Source organism: Roseovarius sp. A-2 (assembly GCF_002072155.1).
Classification (GTDB): domain Bacteria; phylum Pseudomonadota; class Alphaproteobacteria; order Rhodobacterales; family Rhodobacteraceae; genus Roseovarius.
On record NZ_BDIY01000024.1, the window covers coordinates 47,586 to 67,515 of the forward strand.

The following is a 19,930-nucleotide window of genomic DNA, read 5'->3' on the forward strand; positions in this document are numbered from 1 at the left end:
TGCAATGCGCCGCGGATGTGCTATTGTCGTGTGAATAGCAGATAATAGAGGTGGCAGGGCATGTCCCGCACCCACCCACAGGCCGTTACCAGAGCAGAGACCCGCGTCATGAGCACCCAAGCCCCCGCTATCCGTTCCGTTCATGATGCGGAGGGGGCAGCGGTGATCGACGCCTTCATGCGCCCCCATGAGACCGACACGCCGCTGATCCGGATGGGCGATTTCGGCGATGGCGGCTACCTGTTGCCTGACGATCTGCGGGGCATCGCGGCCTGCTATTCCCCCGGCGTGTCCGAACAGGCCAGCTTCGAGATGGACATGGCCAAGCGCGGCATTGCGTCCTTCATGGCCGACGCCTCGGTCGAGCACCCCCCGCTGAACGTGCCGGGGGCTGAATTCGTGCGGAAGTTCCTTGGTGACAAGGATGAGGGCGAGGTCATGACGCTGGCCTCCTGGGTCGCGGCGACCGATCCCGACCCCGACGCCGATCTGCTGTTGCAGATGGATATCGAGGGGGCGGAATATGCCACGCTGTCTGCCGCGCCGCGTGATCTGTTGCGCCGGTTCCGGATGATCGTGATCGAATGGCACCACCTTCCCTCGATCCTGACCAAGCCGCGCTTCATGGGCCCGGCGCGCGCCGCGATCGAAAAGCTGCGTGAGGATTTCGTGACGGTGCATCTGCATCCCAACAACGTGTCGGGCAGTGTCGAGATCGACGGCGAGCCGATCCCGCGCGTGGTCGAGGCGACGCTGTTGCGACGTGACCGGGCGCAGGGCCTGCGCCCGGCAGGCGCGCTGCCGCACCCGCTTGACCGGCGGCACAACCCGCGCAAACCCGCCCTCGCACTGCCGGGGCGATGGTCCAGCGACATGGTGAAGGAGTGCAAGTGATGGACAAGACGGTTCTGGAACGCCCCGAATTGACGTTTTCGCCCGAGGTGGGCGACTGGGTGCGAGAGACCTATGCCAATGCCAAGGTCATTCTCGAATATGGCAGCGGCGGCTCGACTGTGCTGGCCTCGGAGATGCCCGGCAAGACGGTCTTTTCCGTCGAGAACGACCGCCGCTGGACACGCCGCCTTCAGGCCTATCTCGACGAGGCGGGCGCGCCGTCGCCGGTGCACTTGCACTATGCCCCGATCGGAAAGACCGGAAAATGGGGCCGCCCGGTGGATAGCAACGGCTATCGGCGCTACCACGAATACGCGCTCGGTATCTGGGATCATCCCGAGTTTCAGGCCCCCGATACCGTGCTCATCGACGGGCGTTTTCGCGAGGCGTGCTTTTACGCGGTGATGCTGCGCTGCACCCGCAAGACCGTGGTGTTGTTCGACGATTACGGCGACCGGCCGCGCTATCACGCGGTGGAACGCTTTGCCAAACCGGTCGAGATGCGCGGACGGATGGCCCGGTTCGAGTTGAAGAAGATGGCCCTGCCGCGCGAGGACCTGACCCAGATCATCGGCGCGTTTGCCAACCCGTTCTGAGGATCAGCCCGCCGTCTCGGGCAAGAGGCCCTGCACCAGATCGCTGAAATCGGGACGCTCGCGCAGTTCTGTGATCAGCGCGCGGTGATTGTCGCAGCAGGCGTCGTGCAGGCGGCGCAATTCAGGGTCGGATAGCAACTCGTCATAGACCTCGGCCTTGCGCGCGCGGATGCCGTCGATGCTGCGATCCTCGATCCGGTTGTGGTTCATCTTGTTCCAGTAGTCGAGGCCAAGCGCCTCGCCGCCGTGATGGGCGCGGCCGCGGGCCTTTTTCACCAGATAGGATTCGCAGGACTTGAGCGCGTAGTGATTGAGCTGCACCAGATCGTAGCCGAGCGAATCCGGCCCCGAGCGCCAGCTGCCCTCCATATAGCGCTCGGGCATGGGCTGTCCCGAGCCGTTATACCACTGCGTTTCGGCAAAGGTTTCGACGGTGGGCCGCTTAGGCCGGTGCACGCCGATATGGCCCCATAGATCGCGGCGGAACATGGTTTTCAGGCCCCAAGCCTGCGGCGGGCGGCGGGTCATGTCGGCGGCGGCCATGCGGAACTGATCGGTGAGGAACGTATCCTCGTAAGATCTGACCCCGGCATTCCCGAAGAGCCGCCATGTTATCGACAGCGTGCGCGCCTGCGGCACCGCATCGGTCAGGGCGCGCAGCGTGTGGTCGCCGGTCTTGACGTTGATATACTCATCGGCGTCGATCGGGATCACCCAATCCTCGGGTCCAGCAAGATCCATCTTGAGAAACCGGCGATAGGCGCGGCGCTGCGGCGCGGGCTTTCTGGAGCTGTTGTCGACATGATGCAGCTTGCCCATCTCGTGCAACCGGTCGAGCAGGGCATCCGAGCCATCGGTGCAATCGTTCGAGAAGATCGCCATCTCGTCCACGCCGATGGCCAGATTATGCGCGACCCATTCCAGTATGAACGGCCCCTCGTTCTTCATCGGGGTGACAATGACAAAACGTCCCATCGGATATGCGTCGTCCTTCCGTTCAGTGAGTGCGGGCCGTGGCTCAGGTGCCCTGTGCGGCGGGCAGGCGGGTCTTGCGGAACGTCTCGGAGATGAACACCGCATCGCCGAAGCGTAACTGCCCGTTCTTGAGCCGCCGCGACGGGAAAATGTCGTATAGCAGGTAGCCATGCCCACGCATCAGGGTCAGGATTTCATCGAGCAGGGGCACGCCGTCATAATGCGGAATTGCGAACCATTCGAGCATGATGATGTCGATGGCGTCACGCGACAGCAGGTTCTGCGCGCCGGTGAGGATGTTGAATTCGCTGCCTTGCGTGTCGAGTTTCATGCAGGCGATATGATCGACCGCGTGTACCGCGCACCAGTCGTCGAGGCGGTTGGTCTCGACAGTGATCGTCTCGGCGATGGAGTGCCCGGAATGCTGCGCCGCCTCGTCGCCGGTATTGGTGAAGAGCGAGGAACTGCCGACATGATCGGCAAGGTGAAACTCGCTCTGCCCGGTCTCGTGCGAGAGGGCCATCTGATGCACCTCGACCGTCGGAAACCGAGAGAAACGCTCGCGCACGTAGTCGCATTGCGCAGGGATCGGATCGATCAGGTGGATCGGCATATCGCAAAAGAGGCGGCACAGATGCAGCGCCATGGTGCCGCGATTGACGCCCACATCGAGCACCGCGCCGCGACGCTCGGAATATTCCGAGAGCCGTGCAACGGCCCCCATCGGCCCGCCTTTTTCGGCGATTTGCAGGCGGTGTTTCTTCTTGGGATGAAGCATTGTGTCTGCGTTCATGCGAATGGTCCTGTAAAATGCCGGAGGCACCGCTTCGCGCCCTCCTGACTGCTGCCCGTCGGGTGCCGCGCTTATGTTGCGCATGGTCAACCGGCCTCTTATCAAGCGGTCAGGCCGGGGTTCTTGTCAATAATCTTTCTCAGTGACCTCGTCCTTTGTCTCGATCTTGTTGACCTTCAACCACCGGAGGAATTCGTCCCAGCCGGGGCGGTCCTTCAACTCGGCGATCTTGGCGCGGTGCCAGTCGCAGGCGTCCTGGTGCAGGCGGCCCAGAACCGGATCGGCCTTGAGCGCGTCGAGAACCGGGCGCGCGCGTTCGGCATGGGGCAGGATGCTGCGATCCTCTGTGCGGTTGACGTTCATGTCGGACCAGTAATGCTCGGTCTGCTCGCGGGCGATGTGGTTGGTGCGGCCCCGGTCGCGCTTGACCAAGAAGCTGTCGAGCGAGCGCACCGAGTAGTGATGCAGCCGCGCATAACGGTTGCTGAACCCCGGCCATGCACGCCAGCCGATCTGCCCCATCGGACGCATGTTGCCGCCGCAATCGCACCAGCGCACCGCGTCCTCGCGCCCTTCTGGCACGCCCTTGGGGCGGTGCGGATTGTATTTGCGAAAGAGACCATTGTTGCGGAACATCGTCTTGAAGCCGATGGCGCGCCCGTTGGCCGGGTCGCCCTCCTTGTCGGCGAGAACGAACTGATCGGTCACGGGGGTGTCGGCATAGTCCTCGACCCCGCCGCAGCCGAACAGTTTCCACACGAACGACACCGCGTCGCAATCTCCCATCGTGGCGATCATCTCATTCAGCGTCTGCACCCCCTCGCGCAGGTTGATGAACTCGTCCACATCGAGACAGATCAGCCACTCGGCCCCCTCGACCCAAGGGTGTGCCACCGCCCGGCGCAGCGCCTTGTGCTGCGGCGGCGATCCGTCTGAGACATCGTTGGGCCGGTGACTACAATAGCCCAGTTCCTCCAGCCGCTCGGCCATGAGGTCGGTGCCATCATCGCAGTTGTTCGTGAAGATCACGAATCCGGTGAAGCCGATGGTCAGGTTATAGGCGATCCATTCCAGCAGGAAAGGCCCCTCGTTTTTCATGGTCGTCATGATGACATGGCTGCCGCCGAGGGCGGGGATGGGCAGGGCGGCGGTGATCGCTCCGGGCTTGGTCATTCGGCGGCCTGTCTCTTGAGTTTGCGAAAGGCGGGGCTGACGATGCGCGCCAGCTTGTCATGGCCGCGCTCTTGCAGGTTGGTTTGCAGCGCCTTGCGATACCACGGCAAAAATCGGCGGTCACGATACATCTTGTAGAAGACGTCCGGCGTCAGCGTGTCGTCAAGCGCGTGCTGCATCAGCGGCTTGAGCAGCCCCGCCCGGCGCAGGAAGACCGGCGAGAAATGCCCAGAGCACCAGGTCTTGAGCCGGATCACGTTGTCGCCCTCCAGCCGGTCGACATGGCGGCGGTCGGGCTCGAAGAACGGGTCATAGAGCACGAAGGCCTTTTCGACCTCGTCGATCTCGAAGGCGCAATCGCTATGGGCCAGCGACCAATCGCGCGCGCGGCCCATGCCAAAGCGTTTTTCCCACGGCACCAACGCTTCGTCGAGCGTGGTTTGCGGGTTGAAGCTGATGACGGTCGCCCCCGGGGCCAGCGACGCAAAGGCCAAGGCCGCGAAACCGCCCATCGAGGTGCCGGTCAGGATGACCTTGTCGAACCCGGCAAAGAAGCCGTCGGCGGCCAGCTTTTCGAGATGGGCGATCAGTTGCGGGCAGCGAAACCAATCCTTGCGCCGCGCCATGACGGCCATGTGCGACCAGCCATTGTCGCGCACGAATTTATAGGCCCAGGGCTCGCGCTCGGGCGAGAGATCATTGACGTTCGAGAGGTTGTCGAAACTCACCACCAGCCGCGCCTGATCCCGCAGGATGCCGACCACGGCATGGTTCTTGAGCCGGGTGTAGAACCCTTCAGTGTCGCCGCCGGTGTGGATTTCGGCAAACCAGGGCGGCAGGGCAGCGGGGGCGTCGGGGCGCGAGTCGGGTTCCGCGTCCGGTGCGACCTCGGCGGTCTCCGCCACGGGCGTTACAGCGGGCGGGGCTTTGGCTTTGGGCGTGGGTTGCGGGGCCGTTGAGCCGACTGCGCCCAGCACTCGGGCCATGTCGCCGGTGCGCATCTGCTCCAGCGTTTCGCGTTCCCCGGCGCAGAGCGCCTCTTGCGCCTCGGCGACGCCGGGCAGGGCCATCAGGGTTGCGAGTTCGCGCGCCGTGTCGGCCAGGCGCGGCGTCAGGTCCGGACCTTCGCCCGTGATCGCGCGCTGCACCTCCAGCCACGCGATCACCGTGTCGGCATCGGGGCGCTGCTTCTCGGGCAGGGTACCGATATGCAGAAGATACGCCTCGACGCTTGGGGCGGCTATCTTCAGGATCGCCGCCTTGGACGTGCCGCGCGCGCCTGCATCGTTCGCCCAAGTCACGCGGCTATGCGGCTCGGGCATCGGCGTGCCGTCGCCGTTCACCCATTTGAGCGCCGCCTTTCCCTGCGCGGGGCCGGTCGGCACCTCGGGGTTGCGCGCGGCGAAAAGACCAAGCCGGACGACGCTGCGCAACGGGGCATCCGATGTCACGGCGGCGGTCTGGCGTGCGGCAAAGAGGATCGGGCCGGGCTCGTGCTGCGCCGTCATGCCCGCGATCTGAAGCGGGGCGGAGAGCACATCCGCCCCGCCGGAGGATCGCATTAGCGATTGCACGCTCTTTGAAGAGTTCAGGATACAGAAATACTCATCCACCCCGAGATAGAGCCCATAGCCACCACTTTGCCCGGCCTCGACCGCCGCAGCACGGATCGCCGAATTGTGGATCTCTTCCTTCATGTCGGGATCGACCGCGACCGGTATCAAGCGCAGCACCCCTGCCGCCACAAGGGCGTCGAACAGCGGCTGCTTGCCTGATTGTCTGCGATCCGTGAACAACAGCACATCGGAGGCCCCGATCGCCCGGTGATAGGCCAGCCATTCCAGAAACGACGATCGAGGCCGCGCCGCAAAGGCACTCAGCAACAGTTTCGGCCGCGTTGTCATGAACTCACCAACTCCTTCGCCACTGCCCGGCAGCGGGAGCGCTTGCGACTGTTTCCGTTGAGTGTATAAAATTTCCAGGATGTAGAAAAGGTTGATTTATGGCGAGGGCGGGCAATAACGAGCGCGGATGGTTCATCGGTCTGCGCAAGGATCAGTTGGGTGCCCGGCTGCTGATGATGCTCAACAGCATCCGCCTCGCCGAAGATTACGGCACTGATTTTCGCATCAACTGGTTTCCGCGCGGGGCGATGGCCCCGAAACTCGACACGCCGTCGGATCTTTTTGCGCAGGAATTCATCAACCGGCATTTCATCGACAACGAGAGCTTCGAGGCGCTGGACAGCCTGACCAAGCCGCTCTGGTCCTTCCTCCAGGACAAGTCCCCCTCGCGGCTGGAGGAGCATCTGGCCGAGGGCGGGCATGTCCTGCTCGACGAAGGGTTTGAGATCGTGGAATTCCCGTGGGAAGATGGCAGCGATCTGCGCGGCCGCTTTCGCGGATTCATCAGCCGCATCGCCTTCAACCCGGTCGTGCAGCGCCATATCGGGGAGATCGAGACGGCGATGGCGCAGGGCTGTGGGCGCGTCGTGGCCTATCACATCCGGCGCGGCGACATTCTCAACGAGGACCCGTGGAAGCACAAGGAATGGCCCGCCAAGATCGAGCCGGACGAGCTTTACTCGGCCTACCTGGAAAAGAACGCCGGGGCCGGGGCGCTGGTGTTTTCCGATCAGGCCGAGAGCATCGCGCGTTTTACCACCGCGCACAGCCAAGTGCGCAGCATCACCGATCTGGTTGATCTTGAGGGGTGCAAGCCGGTGCAGCGCGATTTTCTAGAACTTTTCGCGATGTCACGCGCCTCTGAGATCGTGGCCCCGCCGATCAGCGCCTTCAGCCGCGCCGCCGCCCGCCTGAGCGGACAGGAGCGCAAATGCTTTCACGAGGTGATGACCCTTGCGGAACGCGACGCCGCCTATGAGCATCTGGTGAACCGGTTCAACGCCGGGGTGGAGAATTTCATCACCCCAAGCGAGGCCGCGCATGTTTATGTGAAACTCGCGCGTCGGCTACAAGAAACCGGGCGCGAGGCCGAGGCATGGGAGATCGGGCAGAGCATTCTGGATGCAGGTGCCGACAACGCCTTCATGGCGCTGATGCACGCCACCAACGGGATATATCTCAGCAAATGGGACGAGGCGCTCACCTATGTCGAGATCGCCCTCGCCAATCCGAACCAATGGCAGGAGAACTATATCTCCGGCCTTGCCATAAGGGCGCATATCCTGGGCGCATTGGGCAAGCGATTTGGCGCGCGGCGGTCGTTCCTGCGCGCCTTCTGGCAAAAGCCGATGCTGCCAGATGTGACTGTTCTGGGGTCGGTCATGATCAAGCGCGGGCGGCTCAAGCCGGGTGCGACGCTGCCCTTTGACCGGGCCACGCTGATGGCGCTGCCGGTGCGCTATCAGCAGACCAATATCGTGGTACAGCAGGGCAAGGTCCTGCGCAGACGGGCGGCGGATCTGTCAACTATCGCCATCGAATGGCCATGGTTCCCGCTCGATGGCAAGACCGGGCGGTTGTTGCAGTCAACGCAGGAACTTGAAGCAATGCGGAAACGCCTTCTGGCGCATGAAACTTGCGTGCCCGGGGCCGGACCGTTCAGCTTTTGCGCACTGCTTGAGGCGCGGATGGGGCGGCTCGATGATGCGTTTGCGCACAATACCGAGGCGGTGGCGCTGACCCCGGACGATCCGCTTGTGCGCAAGCGGCAGGCAGAAATCCTGCTGCTGCGTGGCGATCACGAGGCGGCGCTGTCCGAGATGAACGCCTGCCGCACTAGCGCCCCCGATCACGCCTTCTGGCATTTCCTGACCGGGCAGATCCACGAGCAGGCGGGCGACATGGCGGCGGCGCGTGCGCGTTTCGAGCAGGCCTCGGCGATGGATGACAGTACCGCAGAACTGCATGCTTACCTTGCCGAGGTGTGCCGCAGAATGGGCGACGAGGATGCCGCCGTCACGGCGCTCGACCGCGCCGCCGAAATCGCGCCCAACCAGCAACGCTACCGCAACCGGCGTGATAGGCTGTTGCGCAAACAGGCGTGAAGCATCCAATCTGAGGGGGCAGGATGGAGTGGATGGCCAGGTGCCGCCGTTGATTTTTGTCCACCCTCGCGGCACATCTCTTGCACGGGCAAGGTTCGTAACAGGCCATTCAATGCCCATAACGCCAATCCCCGACTCTATCGCAAAAAGTCGAACAGGCTCTGCTGGGTGGACTGGTCCTGCGTCAACGGGTCGGACCGGCCCGAATCGGGGCAGAAAGCATGGCGCTGCTTGCATTCTATGCCTGTGCCATCGCGATGCAGATAACGATGATGCGCGGGCCGTGACGATTGGTCGACACGGCGGTGACGGCAAGGCCGTCAGGCCCTGTCCTGCCGGTCCGCGGCCTGCGTCAGATCGGGCGGGTCAAAGCAGACATGCTCGCCAAAGCAGAGCGCCAGACCGTCCTGCTGCGCCACCCAATCCGCCGGCAGGGTGACTTCGCCGCTCGTCGTCCATTGTCGCCGCGCCTGCCCTGCCATCCAGTCATTCGGCGGCCCCAGCGTCGAAGCGCGATGCGTCACGTTCCAGATGAAATAGTGATGCGGCACGATCACCCGGGGCCGCAGCCGGTCGCGGATCGTCTCGATCTGCTCATATCCCAGCACATGCTGCGAACCGTCGATAGGCAAGAGCGCCACATCGACATGCCCCAAGCGCTCCCAGATCTCCGGTGACGGGTCGGGGCGGTTGTCACCCCAATGCAGGATGCGCAAACCCCCCGTTTCAATCAGCAGGAGCGTATTGTCGAACGAACGCCAATTATCGGGCGGCAGCGTCTCCATCGGGGTGAGCTTGCGGGTCAGCCCGGCCCAGTCCACATCCGCGTGCGAGGTGTCCGAGACATGCTTGTCGGCTATGCCGGTGATCGCAACATCAGCGAACTCATAGCGCCCGATAAGCCGGTCGAGCAACGTGCTCGCGTGCAGTCGGTGCAGGGCGTCATGGTCGAAATGGGCATGGGTCGAGAGGCCGATGTCCACCTCGACCTCTGGGAAATCGAACAGATACCAGTTCCATGTGCCCCAGGGCGGGTTGCGCCACGGGTCGATCATCAGCGTCAGCCCCGAGGGCGTGGTGATCCGGAACGCCGAGCCGCCGAAATAGGCCAGCCGCACCGGCCCTTCGGCGGGCGCGGCCTGCTGCCGCGCGATCATGCGGTTGTTATTCTCGCTCTGCTTCCAGGCCCATAGCCCCTCATCCAGCTGATCCGTCATCCCGGTCCTCCCCTGCCGCAACCCTTCAGGCCAGCATTTGCCCGACGCCCTCTTCGGTCTCGATCTGAAGCGAATCGTTGAACCGGTTGAAAAAGCCGCACAGCGCGATGCGCAGGGTCAGTTCGACGATCTGCTCCTCGGTGAAATGCCGTTTCATCTCGTCGAAGATCGCGTCCTTCATGTAGTTGAAGCTGTTGGTCACCTGCACGGCATAGTCGCGCACCAGCAGATCAACCGCATCGAACCCCTCCGGCTCGTCGACAAGAATATCCTCGACCGCAGCCGCGCTCAGCCCATGCGACACGGCGCGCGGCGCGTGATGGCCGATGCAATACTCGCATTTGTTGATGGTCGAGACGGTGACCAGCGCGATCTCCAGGTAACGCTTGGGCAGCACCGCCTCGTCATGTAGCTCCAGCAGGAGCCCCATGATATGCTTGACGGCGAGTGGCCGGTGGGCAAACACCTTCACCTGGTTGAGAAAGGGACCGTAGTCGCGCGCGTAGCGCTCGTAGATGGGGCGGACCTCCTCGGGCACCTCGTCGATCTCGACATCTCTGACACGGGCCATGTTATCTCCGTTTTGGCTATGAGAGAGGGGCCGCGCCCCTCTCTCGTGGGGTTTCAGAATTCAAGGCGTTGCAGGACCACATCCTTGCCGTCCTGAATTTCGGAGAGTTGGAAATCCCGACCGAGCACCATGCCCTCCTCGTCGAATTCAAGGCTGCCGGACGCGCCGGAATAGTTGATCTCCTCGCCCGCGCGCAGCGCCGCCAGACCGTCGGCGATGTTGTAGACCGTGGTCTTGCCCTCGCCGGTGGTCACGTCCCAGACGGCGCGGGCCACGGCGGCGCGGTCTGTCGTCCCGGCCTTCTCGATAGCCAGCAGCAGCGCCGACATCTGATCGCGCCCAGCGGTGCCGAACGGGTGCTGCACCGATCCGGTATCTTCCAGTCCCACCTCTTCCAGATATTGCTTGTAGGCGGGGGAGGACAGTGCGGGAACGGGAAAACCATGAATCACCCCGTCCCCCGCCGCGCCGACAGTCTCCTTGAACTGCTCGCCGGTCGAGAGCGAGGTGGTGATGACAACGCCCTCGTAACCCTGTCGGTACAGCTCTTTGTAAACGGCGGTGAAATCGGCGACGTATGACGGGATGAACACCGCCTCCGGCGATTTCGCCATCAGTTGCGTCACCTCAGAGCGGTAGGACGATTGCCCGGCATTGTAATAGAACGGCTCCTGCACAAGCGCATCCTGCCCCACGCGCTCTATGAAACCGTCCATCATTGAGCGGGTGAAATCGTTGTTGAGCGCCATCAGCGCGTAGCTCTCGATCCCTCGGCTTAGTACCAGATCGGCAATCGCCCGGCCCCAGATCGGCGAGAGCGGTTGAAAGTTGAATACCAGCCCCTTTTCGTCGGCGATCGGGATATCAGAGCTCGACGAGGTGCACATCTGGATCACGTTTGCACTCTGACACTTGGGCATGGTCCCCAATGTGACCGAGGATGAAAACGTGCCGATGATCCCCAGCACCTGATTGACGTTGATCAGCTTGTCGGCGGCACGCACGGCTGTCTCCGGGTTGGTCTCGGAGTTCTCCTGATAGAGCCGGATCTGTCGGCCCAGAATACCGCCCGCAGCATTCACCGCCTCCGCCACCCGCTTGTGCGAGGCGGTGATATTGGGGCCAAAGGGTCCACCACCGCCGGTATTGGGGGTGAGCGACCCTATGGCGATCTCGCCGTCCTGCGCGCGCAGGATCGACGGCGTTGCAAGCGCGGCCACGCCGCTGGCGAGCAGGGTTCGTCTTGTCCATTCGATCTTCATGTCAATCTCCTTGTTGGTCAGGGGTCATGCGCCTTCTGCCGGGCGCTTCTGTCGATAGGAGTCTGGAATTTCCGTTCCGGCAGCAATCCACGCGGGCGCAGACGCAGGGTGACGATGAGCAAGAGCCCGATGGCGATGATCCGCAGCGCCGACATCTTCTCGGCATCCAGCGCATCGGTGAAATCGCCGACAAAACGAGTGCCTTCGAGGAACACCATGACCGCCCCCGCGCCCAGCAATATGCCGCGATTGTTGCCCGCGCCGCCGACGATAACGGACATCCAGATGAACATCGCCACCACCGGCATGAACACCTCGGGGCTGATGTTCTGCACGTAATGGGCATAGAGCGCGCCCGCGAGCCCCATGAAGAACCCGCCCACTGCAAAGATCTGAACCCGGTGCCGCAGTACGTTCTTGCCCAGCACCTCGGCCACCACATCATCCTCGCGTATGGCACGCAGCGTGCGCCCCATCGGCGCGCGCCGGATCGCCTCGCAGATCGCGTAGGTCAGCACCACGCAGACCGCGACAAGGCCGAGATAGAAGACCGGATACTGCTCCGGGGCGATGATCTCGCCGAATGGCCGCGCCTCGATGCGCAACCCGCGCGGGCCTTCGGTGATCTGATCCTCGTTGAGCACGATAAGCCGGATCATCTCGCCCACGCCCAGCGTCACGATGGCAAGGAAATCCTCGCGCAATCGCACCGACAGGAGCGCCACCGCCGCGCCCATGACCAGCCCCGCAAGGCAGGCCGCGGGAATGGCAAGGCCCAGCGGCACGCCCAGCTTCACCGACAATAGCCCCGAGGTATAGGCCCCCAGCGCATAGAAGCCGGCAATGCCGAAATTGACCATTCCGGTGATGCCCCATTGCAGGTTGAGTGCCAGCGCGAGGATCATGAAGAACCCCACGAAGGTGCCCATGGAGATGAGATAGGCGCTCATTTCTTGATCTCCGCCGTTCCGAACAGCCCCTGCGGCCGCACCAGCAGCAGCACCGCAATGATCACGAAGCCCACCGCGATCTTGTAAGTCGAGGGCAGCACGAGGATTGTCGCCTCCTCGGCCAGTCCGACCAGCACTGCGCCTAGGATCGCGCCGTAGGGCGAGCCGATACCGCCGAGAATCGCGGCGGCAAAGATCGGGATCGTGAGGTTCCAGCCGACCAGCGGCTCGATAACTAAGTCGAGTCCGGCAAACACCCCCGTCAGCCCGAAAAGTGCACCGCAAAGGGCGGTGGTGAACGCCGTCACGCGCGCCGCGTTCACCCCGCGAATCGCCGCCAGCATCGGGTTGTCCGCCACCGCCCGCATTGCCCGCCCGATGCGACTATGCGCCAGAAGCAGGTGCAGCATGACACCGATCAGCAGGCTCCAGACGATGATCTCCAGCTGTTCGGGGGTGATACGCGCGCCCCATATCTTCCACGGACGTTGCAGCGGAATGTCAAAGCCACGCACATCCGCCGAGTAAAACAGCCGTATTACGTTCTCGAGGATCAGCGTCACCGCGATCGACACCACCAAGAGCGTAATCGCGGACTGCCCCTGCATCGGGCGGAACACCGCCACATGCGTGCCCCAGACCACCAGCGCGGTCAACGCCATTGCCCCCGCCGCCGCCAGCGGCAACGGCAGGCCCAGTGGCACGTTGAGCGTATAGGCGGCGAAGGCCCCCACCGTGATATACCCGCCAATCGCGAAATTCGGAAACCGCAGGATGCCGAAGAGCAGTGAAAACGCCATCGCGGGCGGCGCGATGAGGGCGGCGTTGACCAGTGCGTTGACGATCATTTGAAGGCTCATGCGCGCGTCCCCAGATAGAGGTCCGAGATTTCGCTCGAGGCGAGCAGCGCCTCGGCAGTACCGTCGAGCGCGACCCGCCCCGCCGCCATGACGACGCCGCGATGCGCGATGCGCAGCCCCTCAATGGCGTTCTGCTCGACCATCAGGATCGCCACGCCTTCGGCATTGACGCGGCGCACGATATCAAACATCTGCCGTACCATCAGTGGCGACAGTCCCGCCGAGGGTTCGTCGAGTAACAGCACACTTGGCTCCAGCATCATCGCCATGCCAAAGGCCACCATCTGCCGCTGCCCGCCCGACAGATTGCCCGCCCGCACCCGGCGCAACGGTTCGAGATCGGGAAACATCCCGTACACCCGCGCGCAGGCGGCATCGGTTCGGGGCGGATCCGTCCATGCGCCCATGGTCAGGTTCTCATGCGTCGTCAGTTGGCGAAAGACGTTGGCCTCCTGCGGCACATAGGCCATGCCCGAGCGCGCGATGGTGGCGGCCGGCAGCCCGGCGATCTCGCGCCCGGCGATGCACACACTGCCCGACATTGGCCGCACTACCCCGGCGATGGTCTTGAGCAGGGTCGACTTGCCCGCGCCATTCGGCCCGATGATGCAGGTGATCTGCCCTGCGCACAGGTCGAGCGTCACCTCCTGACAGATCACCGCCTTGCCATAGCCCGAGGTGAGACCCCGCGTTGCGAGCACCGTCTCAGCCATCCGTCACACTCCCCAGATAGGCCTCGATCACCGCCGGATCGCGGCGCACATCGTCAAAGCTGCCCCTGGTCAGAAGACTGCCCTGCGTCATCACCACCACCGGGTCGCAAAGCTGCGCGATCATGTCCATGTCATGCTCGACGATGAGAAAGGTCTTGCCATGCTCGCGATTCAGGCGGCGGATCATATCCGTCAGCGTGTTCATCAGCGCCGGATTGACCCCCGCCCCCGGCTCGTCGAGCAGAATGAGGTCGCAGTCGATCATCAGCGTGCGCGCAAGCTCCAGCAGCTTCTTCTGCCCACCTGAAAGATCACCGGCGTAATTGTCGCGCAGATGCGTCAGCGTCGCGATCTCCATTACCTCGCAGGCGCGGCGGTAAACCTCCGCCTCCTGCGCACGGACGGCGCCGGGGCGCAGGAAGATCGGCCAGAATCGTTCGCCCAGCTGCGCCTGCGGGGCCAGCATCAGGTTCTCCAGAACGGTCATGCGCTGAAACTCGCGGGCAAGCTGAAAGGTCCGGATCAGACCAAGCCGCGCCCGCCGCCAAGGGGCCAGCCGGGTGACGTCCTGTCCATCGAGGCGCACCTCGCCCGCATCCGCGCGGATGACGCCGCTCAGCAGGTTGAACAGGGTCGATTTGCCCGCGCCGTTGGGACCGATCAGGCCGGTGATCGTACCCCGCTCCACGTCAAGCGACATGTCGCGCACCGCCTGCACACCGCCAAAGCTGCGGCTCATGGCGCGTGCGTGCAATAGCGGGTTCATGTCCGGCCCCCATCGGCAAGGCGCAGCCGGATCAGGTCTGCCAGAAGGGCCAGGGCCGCCCGCGCCTGCGCCGCGTCAGGCTCGATCATCTGACCTACCCGCAACCCGCGCAGCGACGAGGTCACCACCAGCATCAGCGTCTCGGCCTCGTCATGGCGCAACCCCGCCGCGCCGAACACCTCGCGCGCGGTTTCGCGGTAGCTCGCGAACATGGAGCGCATCCAGCCCTCGACATGCTGACGCAGATCCTTATCGCCGCGTGAGGCGGTCATCATGTCGATGGTGACCGACACATAGGTATCGGTCATCAGCCCGGTCCATGCCCGCTCGATGAACTCCTCTGCGGAAAGGGTGCGCTTGAGGTGATCCGCGCGAATGCCCGCTGCCGCCTTGACCACCGACGCCCACATGCCACCGGTGGCGCGCTTTACCAGATCCGCCCGTGTATCGAAGTGATGCAGGATGGCCCCGCGCGATATGCCCGCACGGTCCGCGATCATCGTCGTCGTCAGATTGGCATAGCCGATTTCCGCGATCAGGGCGATTGTCGCCGCACAGATCTTTTCGATAGTCGCGGCAGAGCGCTCGTCCTGCGTCCGGCGGCGCGCGGTCTCTTTGCCCTGTTGTGCAATGTCGTTCCGACTCGGCTTCATGCGGTCCCCCTTCGGAGAAAGCACAGCATAAAGCGCTGATTCGTTCAACTTACAATCATGATTGTATGTAAATTGGTGGCCCGTCTATCTAAGCCTGCCCAGAATTTATGCAGGCGCCCGACACAGGCAGGCCTCAGACAAACGCGCTACTCCTCCTCGCGCAGATAGGCCGAGCGCAGAACCACGATGGTCGGGCGGTCCGGCAGGCTGCGCAGCGAGACCTCGATCTCGCTGACGCCCGGACGGGTGATCGCAAACTCCCCTTCCATCCCGGCCAGAAACCGCTCCAACGTGCTGTCGGTGAACCAGTGCATGGGGATCACCACGCTGGCGCGCACCCGGCGCAGCACGTTCATCATGTTCTCGATATTCATGGTAAAGCCACCATCGACCGGGGCCATCACCACGTCCATCCGGCCAATCGCGGCATATTGATCGTCCGACGGCTCGTGATGCAGGTGGCCCAGATGCGCGATGCACAGCCCCTCGGCTTCGAAGACGAAAATCGAATTGCCCTTCGGCTCCATCCCGCCGCCCGAGCGGATATCGGTCGGGACATTGCGCACCAGCATTCCGCCGAGATCGAGGTGATGGTCGATCCCCTGCCCGAATTCCTCGCCCCAGCCCGGCAGCACATGCGGAATCGCCGGATCGGGATTGGCGCTCCAATGGGTCGAATGGGCATGATTCATGGTGACGATATCGGGGATGAAATCGGCATTGCCGACAAAGCCGGTGAAATCGGTCACGGCGCTGTAGCCGCCCGCCTGAATCAGAAAGGAGGCATGCGCTATATAGCGGATGCGCGCGGTGAAGTCGGGCAACGGATCGCGAAATCCGGCCTTGTGCAGGTACTCCAACCCCGGCGCGGATTGGGCGAGCGCGATGCAATGGCTCGGGCGACGGTCCTGCGCGGAGGCCGGTGCGGCAAGCATCAGAATCACAAGACACAGTCGAAACATGGGCGACCCTCCTTTTGATCGGTCTCAAAGTAGCACGTATTGACGCTACGTCAGCGCCTGCTGCCCCAAAACCACCCAATACACCCATGAAACCGTTGGCATCCGCCCCAATTTTCTGCACCTGCATTGTCGTTGTTACATTGATCTGCGACGGGACGAGCTCTAGCGAAACGAGACGAAGGTCATGTTCGCAAGACAGAATTTCAGTGACCCTCGCCACGACTATCACGACGTCACAGACCGCGTCTGGCGCCTTTCGGTCGCGCAACTGACGGGTGGGATGGCCCCCTCGACGGTCTGGACGGCTATGGCCGACCGGCCTGTCACCTCGCGGCCTCGCCGCGCAGTTCGCCGTCACCTGCCTGCCATCGCTGCAACGGGCCTTCGGCACCCGTGCGGTGCCGCTTATCGACGGGCTGCTGATCCTGGGAACCGGCCTTGTCTTTTTCGCGCTCATCGAGATCGAAAAGCAGATGCGGCTCGCGCTGCGCCGTGCCTAGCCGATCAGTTCGAACCGCCTCACATCCACCAGCCCCCGGTCGGTAATCTTGAGAGCGGGAATGACAGGCAGCGCCAAAAACGCCAGTTGCAGGAACGGTTCCTGCAACGTGACACCTAGCGATTTCGCCGCCGCGCGCAACTCTTCCAGCCGGTCGCGCACCTCCTCGAAGGGCGCAAGGCTCATCAATCCGGCCACCGGCAACGGCAGTTCAGCCAGCACCCGGCCCCGATGCGCCACCACAAACCCGCCCTCGATCTCCGACAGGCGGTTCACGGCAAGGGCCATGTCGTCATACTCCACCCCCACGCAGGCGATATTGTGGTGATCGTGGCAGACGGTCGAGGCGATGGCCCCGCCCTGCAATCCGAATCCACGCACGAAACCCGTGGCGATATTGCCATTGCGCCCGTGCCGCTCGACCACCGCGATTCGCACCAGATCGCGGGTCGGGTCAGGCCGCTTGTCGCCATCCTGCGGCACGATTTCCTCGTGCAGATGCTCGGTCAGGATCTTGCCTTCGAGAATGCCGATCACGTCGGTCGCGGCGCGGTTGCCGGTGTGGCGGAAATCCTGTGGTGTCACCTTGGGGGCCTTGACCGAATGGCGGCCCACCGGCGCGAGGCTCCCGCGTGCGTCAAACGCCGCGTCATCCGCCACCACGCCGCCGCACAGCACCAGCCGCGCATCACACGCCTCCAGCGATCCGACGGCGACTATATCCGCCCGCCGCCCCGGCGCGATCAACCCCCGGTCACGCAGCCCGAACGCCTCGGCCCCCGAGAGCGACGCCGCGCGATAGGCGGCAAGCGGCGAGGCGTCCCGCGCGATGAGCGTGCGGATCATGTGATCGAGATGCCCCTCCTCAGCGATATCGAGCGGATTGCGGTCATCGGTGCACAGGCACATGTAAGGCGCGGTGATGTCCGAGAGCAGGGGGCTGAGCGCCTCCAGATCCTTGCTGACCGAGCCTTCACGGATCAGCACGCGCATGCCCTTTTGCAACTTCTCGCGCGCCTCCTCCGCCGTCGTCGCCTCGTGCTCGGTGCGGATACCAGCGGCGCAATAGGCGTTGAGATCGCGGCCCGAGAGCTGCGGGCAATGCCCGTCCATATGGCCCCCTTCAAAGAGCCGCAGTTTGGCCATCATGCCGGGGTCGCGGTGGATGACGCCGGGGTAGTTCATCACCTCGGCCAGCCCGATGCCCGAGGGGTGGCCCATCACCTCTTGCAAGTCATCAGCGCCGATCTCGGCCCCCGCCGTCTCCATATCCGTCGAGGGCACGCAAGAGGAAAGCTGCACCCGGATATCCATCACCGTGTGCTCCGATGCCGCTTGAAAATACCGGATGCCGTCCAGCCCCAGCACATTGGCAATCTCGTGCGGGTCGCAGATCGCGGTGGTGATACCGCGCGGGGCCACGCAGCGGTCGAACTCGAAGGGCGTGACGAGCGAGCTTTCGATATGCAGATGTGTGTCGATGAAGCCGGGCACGAGGATGAGGCCGGTAACGTCGAGCACCGCGCGGCCCTCATACTCGGCCCCGATGCCGACGATGGTATCGCCGCAGATCGCCACATCGCCCGCGATCATCGCGCCGGTGATGAGGTCGAACACCTCGCCCCCGCGCAGCACCAGATCGGCAGGCGCGTCGCCCCGGCCTTGCGCGATCCGCTGTTCCAGTTCCGCCATGATGCGCCCTCCGATTATCCGCGCATCACTGTCGCGCGGCAGGTGCCAGAGGGCAAGCCCCGCAGGCCGGGCTTGACCCCGGCCCCATCTCCAGCGGGCCGTTCCTAGTCTTCTGCGACGGCCTCGGTCTCGGTGCTTTTCTCAATCTTTTGCAAGCGGATTTCCGGCTCGCAGGCCTTGCTGTTGTAACGTGTCACCAAACCTTCGTTGCGGCGCTGGAAGGCCCGCGCCTCATCGCCTGCCGCACCCTTGAGATCCATGAAGAACAACGGCACCAGCAAGAACGCCCCGGTTGTCCCGGCGACTAGGTTCTGAGCGGTCTTCTCGTTCTTTTCTTCCACCAGACCCTGGATCGCCTTGGTGTTGGCGTTGATCTCGTTGCGCAACTCAGCGCAGCTCAGGGTGGCGTCCCCGGGTTGGACCTCGGCCACGGGGTCAGGCTTGCGCCCTGCACATCCCGAGAGAACCATGACCGCGACAAGCGCCGACACAACAACAGTCTTCATGACTTTTTACCTTTTCAACAGGAGAATGATGGGCAGCCCATAGCCCGCTCACAATTCCGTGAAAAGGTCGAAAGCGCAGGCGCGTCGCTTTTACCCCCGCCTGCGCTTGCGCCGCCCGCCGTCGCTACCGTCGCCATGGGTGTTGAAGGACGGGCTAGGCAACGCCACGATCTTGGCCAGTTCCGGGAACGGGTCACCAGAAGTGAGAGAGTAGCTTTGTATACGCTAGGATTGTGAGAAATGTGTAGAGATGCCTAGCAGAGAGCTTTAAAAACATCGTCGAGTTTAGACATGAATTCCAAATTAACCTCGTCAACGTAATGAAAGGGTGCTCGATTCCATCTATGCACCGGGTCTGCGATAAATGGGTTATGATACTCAATGCTCAAACAATTTAACTCGGAATGAAACGCCTCATACATCCTCATTAGTCGTCTGTTGTGTCTTCTGATAAAATTCGGCGGAAAATTATGCCCCAGTGCATCTTTTTCCGCAAATTGGACTTTGTTCAGGATGACCCGAGTTCCTTGGTCGTGCATCTGATCGGAAAAGCGTCGCAGTCCATTCAGCCATACGTCATAATGCTGGGTGGTATCAGCTTCGATAAAAGCGATATCTTTATACCGTTCCGTCGGCTTTAATTGTTTCATTTCATTTGAATAAGTGGCCAAAGATTCTCCCTTAACCAGCAGTGGAAATCGTTCATCGACAAGGTTGTGTCTCGAAAGTGGTTGAAATTCTCCAGCGGCGTCCTCCGAGCGGTTTGATTTGTGCCTGATCAGGCGGCGAGGTCAAGGGTCATGGGCTCGATTGGCTGGTCGAGGGTCTGCCACCCGTCG

Annotated in this window: 20 protein-coding genes; 4 read left to right on the plus strand and 16 right to left on the minus strand. The window is 63.0% G+C overall.

Annotated elements, in window-relative coordinates; translation table 11 throughout:
- The first annotated feature begins 108 nt into the window (after positions 1-108).
- On the plus strand, positions 109-894 hold the full coding sequence (locus tag BHD06_RS19250; protein WP_176214412.1) for an FkbM family methyltransferase: 786 nt from the start codon (positions 109-111) through the stop codon (positions 892-894).
- A complete protein-coding gene (locus BHD06_RS19255; RefSeq protein WP_217805696.1) occupies positions 894-1,490 on the plus strand; it encodes a hypothetical protein in 597 nt (198 codons plus the stop codon). The genes BHD06_RS19250 and BHD06_RS19255 overlap by 1 nt, the downstream gene beginning before the upstream one ends.
- Positions 1,491-1,493: 3 nt before the next feature.
- On the opposite strand, the gene BHD06_RS19260 is transcribed toward BHD06_RS19255, so the two are convergent.
- The 4 genes from BHD06_RS19260 to BHD06_RS19275 form a co-directional block, all read right to left on the minus strand.
- Positions 1,494-2,465: a glycosyltransferase family 2 protein gene (locus tag BHD06_RS19260; protein WP_254892487.1), complete on the minus strand. Its 972-nt coding sequence runs from the start codon at positions 2,463-2,465 to the stop codon at positions 1,494-1,496.
- 43 nt (positions 2,466-2,508) lie between these two features.
- Positions 2,509-3,258 carry an FkbM family methyltransferase gene (locus BHD06_RS19265; RefSeq protein WP_176214413.1) on the minus strand — a complete coding sequence of 250 codons (750 nt, stop codon included), beginning with the start codon at positions 3,256-3,258 and terminating at the stop codon, positions 2,509-2,511.
- A gap of 126 nt (positions 3,259-3,384) precedes the next feature.
- Positions 3,385-4,431, minus strand: coding sequence for a glycosyltransferase family 2 protein (locus BHD06_RS19270; RefSeq protein ID WP_254892488.1), 1,047 nt, complete (start codon positions 4,429-4,431; stop codon positions 3,385-3,387).
- Complete coding sequence (locus BHD06_RS19275; protein ID WP_080458600.1) at positions 4,428-6,335, minus strand: hypothetical protein; 1,908 nt, start codon at positions 6,333-6,335, stop codon at positions 4,428-4,430. The genes BHD06_RS19270 and BHD06_RS19275 overlap by 4 nt, the downstream gene beginning before the upstream one ends.
- A gap of 98 nt (positions 6,336-6,433) precedes the next feature.
- Between BHD06_RS19275 and BHD06_RS19280 the strand changes: the two genes are divergently transcribed.
- Complete coding sequence (locus BHD06_RS19280) at positions 6,434-8,440, plus strand: lipopolysaccharide assembly protein LapB (protein WP_080458601.1); 2,007 nt, start codon at positions 6,434-6,436, stop codon at positions 8,438-8,440.
- A gap of 320 nt (positions 8,441-8,760) precedes the next feature.
- Here BHD06_RS19280 and BHD06_RS19285 read toward each other — a convergent pair whose 3' ends face one another.
- The 9 genes from BHD06_RS19285 to BHD06_RS19325 form a co-directional block, all read right to left on the minus strand.
- A complete protein-coding gene (locus BHD06_RS19285) occupies positions 8,761-9,657 on the minus strand; it encodes an MBL fold metallo-hydrolase (RefSeq protein ID WP_080458602.1) in 897 nt (298 codons plus the stop codon).
- A gap of 25 nt (positions 9,658-9,682) precedes the next feature.
- On the minus strand, positions 9,683-10,228 hold the full coding sequence (locus tag BHD06_RS19290) for a carboxymuconolactone decarboxylase family protein (protein WP_080458603.1): 546 nt from the start codon (positions 10,226-10,228) through the stop codon (positions 9,683-9,685).
- 53 nt (positions 10,229-10,281) lie between these two features.
- Positions 10,282-11,490: an ABC transporter substrate-binding protein gene (locus BHD06_RS19295; RefSeq protein WP_080458604.1), complete on the minus strand. Its 1,209-nt coding sequence runs from the start codon at positions 11,488-11,490 to the stop codon at positions 10,282-10,284.
- Positions 11,491-11,507: 17 nt separating this feature from the next.
- The gene (locus BHD06_RS19300) at positions 11,508-12,440 is read right to left on the minus strand and encodes a branched-chain amino acid ABC transporter permease (protein ID WP_080458605.1); all 933 of its coding nucleotides are present in this window, start codon (positions 12,438-12,440) and stop codon (positions 11,508-11,510) included.
- Positions 12,437-13,300 (minus strand): branched-chain amino acid ABC transporter permease, encoded by an 864-nt coding sequence (locus tag BHD06_RS19305; protein ID WP_080458606.1) that lies wholly within the window; start codon positions 13,298-13,300, stop codon positions 12,437-12,439. Before BHD06_RS19305 ends, BHD06_RS19300 begins: the two co-directional genes overlap by 4 nt.
- Positions 13,297-14,013, minus strand: a complete 717-nt coding sequence (locus tag BHD06_RS19310) for an ABC transporter ATP-binding protein (RefSeq protein WP_080458607.1) — start codon at positions 14,011-14,013, stop codon at positions 13,297-13,299. The genes BHD06_RS19305 and BHD06_RS19310 overlap by 4 nt, the downstream gene beginning before the upstream one ends.
- Positions 14,006-14,779, minus strand: a complete 774-nt coding sequence (locus tag BHD06_RS19315) for an ABC transporter ATP-binding protein (RefSeq protein WP_080458608.1) — start codon at positions 14,777-14,779, stop codon at positions 14,006-14,008. The genes BHD06_RS19310 and BHD06_RS19315 overlap by 8 nt, the downstream gene beginning before the upstream one ends.
- Positions 14,776-15,432, minus strand: a complete 657-nt coding sequence (locus BHD06_RS19320) for a TetR/AcrR family transcriptional regulator (protein ID WP_080458609.1) — start codon at positions 15,430-15,432, stop codon at positions 14,776-14,778. Before BHD06_RS19320 ends, BHD06_RS19315 begins: the two co-directional genes overlap by 4 nt.
- A gap of 146 nt (positions 15,433-15,578) precedes the next feature.
- Positions 15,579-16,394, minus strand: coding sequence for an MBL fold metallo-hydrolase (locus BHD06_RS19325; protein WP_080458610.1), 816 nt, complete (start codon positions 16,392-16,394; stop codon positions 15,579-15,581).
- A 275-nt stretch (positions 16,395-16,669) separates the two neighbouring features.
- On the opposite strand from BHD06_RS19325, the gene BHD06_RS19330 reads away from it, so the two are divergent.
- Positions 16,670-16,894, plus strand: coding sequence for a hypothetical protein (locus BHD06_RS19330; protein ID WP_139784806.1), 225 nt, complete (start codon positions 16,670-16,672; stop codon positions 16,892-16,894).
- On the opposite strand, the gene ade is transcribed toward BHD06_RS19330, so the two are convergent.
- From ade to BHD06_RS23195, 3 genes are all read right to left on the minus strand, one after another.
- Positions 16,891-18,585, minus strand: a complete 1,695-nt coding sequence (ade, locus tag BHD06_RS19335; RefSeq protein WP_080458611.1) for an adenine deaminase — start codon at positions 18,583-18,585, stop codon at positions 16,891-16,893. The genes BHD06_RS19330 and ade overlap by 4 nt on opposite strands.
- 104 nt (positions 18,586-18,689) lie before the next feature.
- On the minus strand, positions 18,690-19,091 hold the full coding sequence (locus BHD06_RS19340; RefSeq protein WP_254892489.1) for a hypothetical protein: 402 nt from the start codon (positions 19,089-19,091) through the stop codon (positions 18,690-18,692).
- Positions 19,092-19,345: 254 nt separating this feature from the next.
- Complete coding sequence (locus BHD06_RS23195; RefSeq protein WP_307718137.1) at positions 19,346-19,873, minus strand: DUF6270 domain-containing protein; 528 nt, start codon at positions 19,871-19,873, stop codon at positions 19,346-19,348.
- Positions 19,874-19,930 lie beyond the last annotated feature (57 nt).